Source organism: Rhodopseudomonas sp. B29, assembly GCF_000333455.1.
GTDB lineage: Bacteria > Pseudomonadota > Alphaproteobacteria > Rhizobiales > Xanthobacteraceae > Rhodopseudomonas.
Genome location: NZ_BADD01000075.1, coordinates 21,521 through 28,885, shown reverse-complemented (window position 1 = coordinate 28,885; position 7,365 = coordinate 21,521). Strand labels below are relative to the sequence as shown.

General features: G+C 66.2%; 7 protein-coding genes and 1 pseudogene. 6 read left to right on the top strand and 2 right to left on the bottom strand.

Features of this window, described 5'->3' with window-relative positions; all coding sequences use genetic code 11:
* The 6 genes and pseudogenes from I5M_RS02790 to I5M_RS02765 all read left to right on the top strand — a co-directional run.
* Window positions 1-361: lipopolysaccharide assembly protein LapA domain-containing protein (locus I5M_RS02790; protein WP_022720008.1), on the top strand; the 361-nt coding region annotated here is incomplete at its 5' end.
* Between the two features lie 58 nt (window positions 362-419).
* Window positions 420-1,064: a phosphoribosylanthranilate isomerase gene (locus I5M_RS02785; RefSeq protein WP_022720007.1), complete on the top strand. Its 645-nt coding sequence runs from the start codon at window positions 420-422 to the stop codon at window positions 1,062-1,064.
* An 8-nt stretch (window positions 1,065-1,072) separates the two neighbouring features.
* A pseudogene (gene trpB, locus I5M_RS29070) lies at window positions 1,073-2,289 on the top strand (tryptophan synthase subunit beta).
* A complete protein-coding gene (trpA, locus tag I5M_RS02775) occupies window positions 2,289-3,125 on the top strand; it encodes a tryptophan synthase subunit alpha (protein ID WP_022720006.1) in 837 nt (278 codons plus the stop codon). The pseudogene trpB and the gene trpA overlap by 1 nt, the downstream one beginning before the upstream one ends.
* Window positions 3,126-3,229: 104 nt before the next feature.
* On the top strand, window positions 3,230-4,222 hold the full coding sequence (gene accD / locus I5M_RS02770) for an acetyl-CoA carboxylase, carboxyltransferase subunit beta (RefSeq protein ID WP_022720005.1): 993 nt from the start codon (window positions 3,230-3,232) through the stop codon (window positions 4,220-4,222).
* A complete protein-coding gene (locus tag I5M_RS02765; protein WP_022720004.1) occupies window positions 4,219-5,544 on the top strand; it encodes a folylpolyglutamate synthase/dihydrofolate synthase family protein in 1,326 nt (441 codons plus the stop codon). Before accD ends, I5M_RS02765 begins: the two co-directional genes overlap by 4 nt.
* Before the next feature lie 176 nt (window positions 5,545-5,720).
* Here I5M_RS02765 and I5M_RS02760 read toward each other — a convergent pair whose 3' ends face one another.
* Entirely contained in the window at window positions 5,721-6,737 is a 1,017-nt protein-coding gene (locus tag I5M_RS02760; RefSeq protein WP_283804859.1) for an ATP-dependent DNA ligase, read from the bottom strand.
* Window positions 6,738-6,977: 240 nt separating this feature from the next.
* Window positions 6,978-7,298 carry a thioredoxin gene (gene trxA, locus I5M_RS02755; protein ID WP_022720002.1) on the bottom strand — a complete coding sequence of 107 codons (321 nt, stop codon included), beginning with the start codon at window positions 7,296-7,298 and terminating at the stop codon, window positions 6,978-6,980.
* Between the last annotated feature and the right edge of the window lie 67 nt (window positions 7,299-7,365).

Genomic DNA, 7,365 nt, shown 5'->3' with positions numbered 1-7,365 from the left:
CGCGTTGCTGCTGATCCCGCTCGGTCTGATCCTGATCGTGTTCTCGGTCGCCAACCGTCACCTCGTCACCGTGTCGTACGATCCGCTGGAGACCGGCGCACCGCTCGGCTCCATCCAGCTGCCGTTGTTCGTGGTGATCATCGCCTCGGCGATCCTCGGCGTTATCGCCGGCGGCATCGGCACCTGGATCGGCCAGCGCCGCTGGCGTCGCGCAGCTCGCCGGCATCAGGCCGAGGCCATCGAGGCCAAGACGCAGCTCTCCAATCTGCGCGCCAGCATCGTTAGCCCGGCTCCGAGCGAGCCGAAGCGGTTGTTCCTGGAGCAGAGCTCGACCCGAGACAAATATCGCGCGGCGTCGTAAGACAGCACTGTCTCGCCGGGCACCTCCCTTAGATCCCCGGCCTAACCGTCTGCGAGCCATGTCCGTCATCGTCAAAATTTGCGGTCTGTCGACCGCCGATACGCTCGAAGCCGCGATCACCTCCGGCGCCGACATGGTCGGCTTCGTGTTCTTCCCGGCCTCGCCGCGCCATCTCGACATCGATTTCGCCGATAGCCTCGGCCGTCAGGTCCGCAGCCGCGCCGCCAAGGTGGCGCTCACTGTCGACGCCGATGACGATCTGCTCGATGCTATCGTCGAACAGCTCCGGCCCGACTGGTTTCAATTCCACGGTTCCGAGAGTCCTGATCGGCTGCGCTCGATCAAGCGCATCTATGGCCTGCCGGTGATGAAAGCGCTGCCGGTCTCCACCGCCGCCGACCTCGCCGCCGTGAACAACTATGCGGGCGTCGCCGACCGCATCCTGTTCGATGCCAAGCCGCCCAAGGACGCCACGCGGCCGGGCGGCCTCGGCGCCAGCTTCGATTGGGAACTGCTGCGCAACTTGGACATCGCAGCCCCGTACCTTGTTTCCGGCGGCATCAGCGCCCACAACGTCGCCGAGGCGCTGCTTGTGACCAAAGCACACGGCGTCGATGTCTCCTCCGGTGTCGAGACCGCTCCCGGCGTCAAGGACGTCGGTCTGATCCAGGAATTCATTCGCGCCGCGCGCGCCAGCGAGTAACCAACGACATGAACCAGCAGCCTCCGCCGAACTCATTCCGCGCCGGACCCGACGACCGCGGCCATTTCGGCAATTTCGGCGGCCGCTTCGTCGCCGAAACGCTGATGCCGCTGATCCTCGATCTGGAGAAGGCCTACGCCGAAGCCAAGGCGGATCCGGCGTTTCGCGCCGAGATGGACGGCTATCTCAAGAACTATGTCGGCCGCCCGTCGCCCTTGTATTTTGCCGAGCGCCTGACCGATCACTTCGGCGGCGCCAAGATCTACTTCAAGCGCGAAGACCTCAATCACACCGGCGCTCACAAGGTGAACAACGTGCTCGGCCAGATCATGCTGGCCAAGCGCATGGGCAAGCCGCGCATCATCGCCGAGACCGGCGCCGGCATGCACGGCGTCGCCACCGCGACGATGTGCGCCAAGTTCGGGCTCGACTGCGTGGTCTATATGGGCGCGGTCGATGTCGACCGGCAGCAGCCCAACGTGCTGCGCATGCGCGCGCTCGGCGCCGAAGTCCGCCCCGTCACCTCCGGCGCCAACACGCTGAAAGACGCGATGAACGAGGCGCTGCGCGACTGGGTCACAACGTGCACGACACCTTCTACTGCATCGGCACCGTCGCCGGTCCCGCATCCTACCCGATGATGGTCCGCGACTTCCAATGCGTCATCGGCAATGAAGTGCGTGAGCAGATCATGGCGGCCGAAGGCCGGCTGCCGGACTCGCTGATCGCCTGTATCGGCGGCGGATCCAACGCGATGGGCCTGTTTCATCCCTTCCTCGACGACCGCGATGTGGCGATCTACGGCGTCGAAGCCGCCGGTCATGGCCTCGACAAACTACACGCCGCCTCGATCGCCGGAGGCCGGCCGGGCGTGCTGCATGGGAATCGCACGTTCCTGCTGATGGACGCCGACGGCCAGATCGAGGAAGCGCATTCGATCTCCGCCGGTCTCGACTATCCGGGCATCGGCCCCGAGCACGCCTGGCTGCACGAAGTCGGCCGCGTCAATTTCATGTCCGCCACCGACACCGAGGCGCTCGACGCCTTCAAGCTGTGCTGCCGCCTCGAAGGCATCATCCCGGCGCTGGAGCCGGCCCACGCCCTCGCCAAGGTCGCCGAACTGGCGCCCAAACTGCCGAAGGATCACCTGATGGTCGTCAACATGTCGGGCCGCGGCGACAAGGACCTCGCCTCGGTCGCCGAGCATCTCGGGGGCAAGTTCTGATGACCACGCGTATCGACAACCGCTTCGCGCAGCTCGAGCGCGAGGGCCGCCCGGCCTTCGTCACCTTCGTGATGGCGGGCGATCCCGATCTCGCAACCTCGCTGAAGGTCATCCAGGCGCTGCCGGCGGCCGGCGCCGACATTATCGAGATCGGCATGCCGTTCACCGATCCGATGGCGGACGGTCCTGCAATCCAGGCTGCGGGGCTGCGCGCGCTCAAGGCCGGCACGACGCTGCGGAAGACGCTGGCGCTGATCGCCGATTTCCGGAAGTCCGACGACGCCACGCCGATCGTGCTGATGGGCTACTACAACCCGATCTACATTTACGGCGTCGATGCGTTCCTGGCCGACGCCAAGGCGGCTGGCGTCGACGGGCTGATCATCGTCGATCTGCCGCCGGAGGAAGACGAGGAGCTGTGCCTGCCGGCGATGCGGGCCGGCATCAACTTCATCAGGCTGGCGACGCCCACCACCGACGACAAGCGGCTGCCGGCGGTGCTCGCTAACACCTCGGGTTTCGTCTACTACGTGTCGATCACCGGCATCACCGGCGCGGCCTCGGCCGATGCCGGCGCGGTCGGCACTGCGGTGGCGCGGATCCGACGGCATACCAAGCTGCCGGTCTGCGTCGGCTTCGGTATCCGTACTCCCGAGGCGGCGCGCGCCATCGCCGCTCAGGCCAGCGGCGCGGTCGTCGGCACCGCGCTGGTCGACGCGCTCGCCAAAAGCCTCGACGCCGAAGGCCGCGCCACCGCCAAGACCGTCAGTGCCGTGGCCGATCTGGCGGCGTCGCTCGCCGCCGGCGTTCGCGGCGCCAAACAGGCGGCTGAATAACCTCATCCGGGAGTTGGGCTGGACGGAGCACACTTCCGCCGCCATATCCCGGCAACACAGAACCCAGCCGGCGCCCAGATCGGGCCGCGGCGCGGAGCCAAGCGATGAACTGGTTGACCAACGTCGTCCGTCCCAAGATCCGCAACATGCTGCGGCGCGAGACGCCGGAGAATCTCTGGATCAAATGTCCGGATACCGGGCAGCTGGTGTTCTACAAGGACGTCGAGCAGAACCAGTTCGTCATCCCGGGCTCGAACTATCACATGCGCATGGGCGCGATGGCGCGGTTGCGGTCGATCTTCGACAACGAGACCTGGTACGACGTCGCCGTTCCCGATGTGACGCCCGACCCGCTGAAATTCCGCGACGAGCGCCGCTACGTCGATCGCATCAAGGACGCCCGGACCAAGACCGGCGCCAATGACGCCGTGAAGGTCGGCTTCGGCAAGGTCGACGGCGCCGCCGCCGTCGTCGCCGTGCAGGATTTCGATTTCATGGGCGGCTCGCTCGGCATGGCGGCCGGCGAGGCGATCATCCGCGGCATGGAGCTGGCGGTCGAGAAGAAGTCGCCTTTCATCATGTTCGCCGCTTCGGGCGGCGCCCGCATGCAGGAAGGCATCCTGTCGCTGATGCAGATGCCGCGCACCACCGTGGCGGTGCAGATGCTGCGCGAGGCCAAGCTGCCCTATATCGTGGTGCTGACCAATCCGACCACCGGCGGCGTCACCGCGTCCTACGCGATGCTCGGTGACATCCATCTGGCCGAGCCCGGCGCGCTGATCGGCTTCGCCGGCGCCCGCGTCATCGAACAGACCATCCGCGAGAAGCTGCCGGATGGCTTCCAGCGCGCCGAATATCTCAAGGACCACGGCATGGTCGACATGGTGGTGCACCGCCACGACCTGAAGCCGACGCTGGCCCGGCTGTGCCGCATCCTCACCAAGACGCCGGTCGAGGTCGTCGTCGCGCCGCGCGCCGAGAATGACGACATCACGCCGGAGCTCGAAGCCATCGAGCGCACCGACGACGCCATCCCGGCGCTGCCGCCGGAGCCGCCGGCCCCCGCCACGCCGGCCTCCACCGCGCCGCAGGCGTGAGCGACGCCGCCGCGCCGGTTCAGCTCGGCCAAATCCGCGCCCGCCTGGCGCGGCTGCATCCGCAGCGCATCGATCTGACGCTGGATCGCATGCAGCGGCTGCTGACGGCGCTGGGCCATCCCGAGCGCCGGCTGCCGCCGGTGATCCATGTCGCCGGCACCAACGGCAAGGGCTCCACGGTCGCCTTCCTGCGCGGCATCGGCGAGGCCGCAGGGCTACGCACCCATGTCTACACCTCGCCTTTTCTGGTCCGCCCCAACGAATGCGTCCGCCTGGCCGGCAAACTTGTCAGCGACGACGAGCTTATCGCCGCGCTGACGCATTGCGAGCGCATCAACGCCGGCGCGCCGATCACGCTATTCGAGATCGAAACCGCCGCCGCGCTGCATCTGTTCGCGCAGCATCCGGCCGACGTCCTGCTGCTTGAAGTCGGGCTCGGCGGACGGCTCGATTCGACAAACGTGATCGACGCGCCGCTCGCGTGCGTACTCACGCCTATCGGCATCGATCACACCGAATTTCTCGGCCCAACGCTCGCCGACATCGCTGGCGAGAAGGCCGGCATCATCAAGCGCGGCACGCCCGTCGTCGTCGCCGAGCAGCGCGACGACGCCATGCGGGTGATCGAGGACGTCGCCAAGCGGCTGCGCGCGCCGCTGTTCGCCCAAGGCCAGCACTGGCACGTCCATCTCGAACACGGCCGCCTCGTCTATCAGGACGACAACGGCCTGCTCGATCTCACCGCGCCGAAACTGTTCGGCCGCCACCAAATCGACAATGCCGGCCTGGCGATCGCGACGCTGCGCGCGCAGACGCATCTGCGCATCGATCAAGCCGCCTATCAGGCCGGCTTGTTAGCGGCAGAATGGCCGGCGCGAATGCAGCGGCTGACCTCCGGCAAACTGCTCGACCTCGCTCCCGCCGGCTGCGAACTCTGGCTCGACGGCGGCCACAACGCCGACGGCGGCCGCGTCGCCGCCGCGGCGCTGGGCGATCTCGAAGAGCGCGTATCAAGGCCGTTAGTGCTGATCGCCGGCATGATGGCCAACAAGGACGCCGCGGCCTTCCTCGGCAATTTCACCGGCCTTACCCGTCATGTCGTCGCGGTGCCGATTCCAGAGCGCGAAGGCGCGATGGACCCGCAACGCCTCGCCGATGCCGGCCGCGCGCTCGAACTCCGTGTCGATATCGACGATAGCATTGAAGCGGCGCTGCGCCGCATCGCTGCGTTGGCCTACGAGCTGCCGCCGCGCATCCTGATTAGCGGATCGTTGTATCTGGCCGGACAGGTGCTGAAGGCGAACGGGACTTTGCCGAGTTAAAAACACTTACTACAAACTCAGCGTCGTCATCCTGAGGTGCGAGCGCAGCGAGCCTCGAAGGATGCGGCCACGCGGGGAGAGCTTGCCGAAGTACCTTGCGGCCCATCCTTCGAGGCTCGCCCTTCGGGCGAGCACCTCAGGATGACGGTGAGCGTGTAGTAAGGTCGAAAGAGCTATCACCCCTTCAACAACTTCATCGGATCAGCACTTTTCTGCTCCAGCTGATCCATCGTACATTGCGTCGGCGCCTTATCCGGCCGCCAACGCAGCAGGCTGGTGCCGTGGCGGAAGCGGCCGGCGGAGACGTGATCGTAGCAGACCTCGACGACGAGCTTGGGTTTGAGCGGTTGCCACTGTGCCGAGCGGTCCGTGGACCAGCGGCTCGGGCCGCCAGGCGCGTTGCCGGTGAAGCCTTTGCCGCCGATCAGCTTCTCCAGCTTCTCGGTCAGCGCCGGCTTCTCGGCTTGTTTGAGGCCGGAGGTGAAGCCGACGTGATTGAGCCGGCCTTCGTCGTCGTACAAGCCGAGCAGCAGCGAGCCGACGACGTCGCGTCCTTTCAGCTTCGCGCTGGCGTAGCGGAAGCCGCCGATGACGCAGTCGGCGCTGCGATAGTGCTTGATCTTCTGCATGCCGTCGCGATTGCCGGATTGGTACGGCAGATCGATGCGCTTGGCGATGACGCCGTCGCAGCCGCCGCCGGCCTGCGCCAGCCATTTGGCGGCAACCTTGATATCAGTGACAGCCGGCGACAGCCGAAAGGTCGGATGACCCTTGAATTGCGCCTTGGCGAAGGCTTCGAGCGCAGGACGACGCTCGCTCATCGGCTGCGCGGCCAGCTGGCCGTCGCGCGGATCGGCCAGCAGATCGAATACCAGCAGCAACGCCGGCGTCTCGGCCGCGAGCTTCTTGACCCGGCTGGCCGCCGGATGAATCCGCTGCAGCAGATCGTCGAACGAAAAGCCGCCGTCCTGCGGCACGACGATCTCGCCGTCGAGCACGAAGCGCGCGGCCTTGAGCTCGAGCGCGGAGGCGATCAGGTCGGGGAAGTAACGACCGAGGCTCTGGCCCGACTTCGACCACAGCTCGACCTCGTCGCCGCTGCGGATCAGCAGGCAGCGGAAGCCGTCCCACTTCGGCTCGTACTGCCACTCGGGCCCACGCGGAATGTCATCGACCGACCGCGCCTCCATCACCGCCAAGGGCGCAGCACTTTTCGTGATGGGTGACTTCCGCACAGCCACGATACGAACTCACTCGTTACTAACCGGCCTATCCCCGTCATTGCGAGGAGCGAAGCGACGAAGCAATCCAGTGCAGTGCACGGAGTTGGATTGCTTCGCTCCGCTCGCAATGACGGAGGTGGCTCACTGCCATAAACGCAAAACGGCCGGCGAAGCGCCGGCCGTTTCAGAACGTTCAGGTCGTGCGGTGGTTCAGACCGCCGCAGAGATCCACTGCTGCAGCTTGGCCTTGGGCGCAGCGCCGACTTGGCGCGAGGCCATCTCACCGCCTTTGAAGATCATCAGGGTCGGGATCGACATCACGCCGTACTTCGACGCCGTGACCGGGCTCTCGTCGACGTTGAGCTTGACGATCTTGACCTTGTCGCCCATCGCGCCGGAGATCTCGTCGAGCGCCGGGGCGATCATGCGGCACGGGCCGCACCATTCGGCCCAGAAATCCACCACCACGGGTCCTGTCGCCTTGAGAACTTCGGCTTCGAAATCGGAGTCGGACACCTTACCAACGGCCATTGGATACCTCGTGGAAGCGGATGAGAGCGCGGGAGGGAATCGCGCCGGGATGATGCCAGGAACGTAT

Bases quoted from the DNA above. Each gene is read 5' to 3' on its own strand.
- I5M_RS02785 (WP_022720007.1), top strand. From the start codon at position 420: ATGTCCGTCATCGTCAAAATTTGCGGTCTGTCGACCGCCGATACGCTC.
- trpA (WP_022720006.1), top strand. From the start codon at position 2,289: ATGACCACGCGTATCGACAACCGCTTCGCGCAGCTCGAGCGCGAGGGC.
- accD (WP_022720005.1), top strand. From the start codon at position 3,230: ATGAACTGGTTGACCAACGTCGTCCGTCCCAAGATCCGCAACATGCTG.
- trxA (WP_022720002.1), bottom strand. From the start codon at position 7,298: ATGGCCGTTGGTAAGGTGTCCGACTCCGATTTCGAAGCCGAAGTTCTC.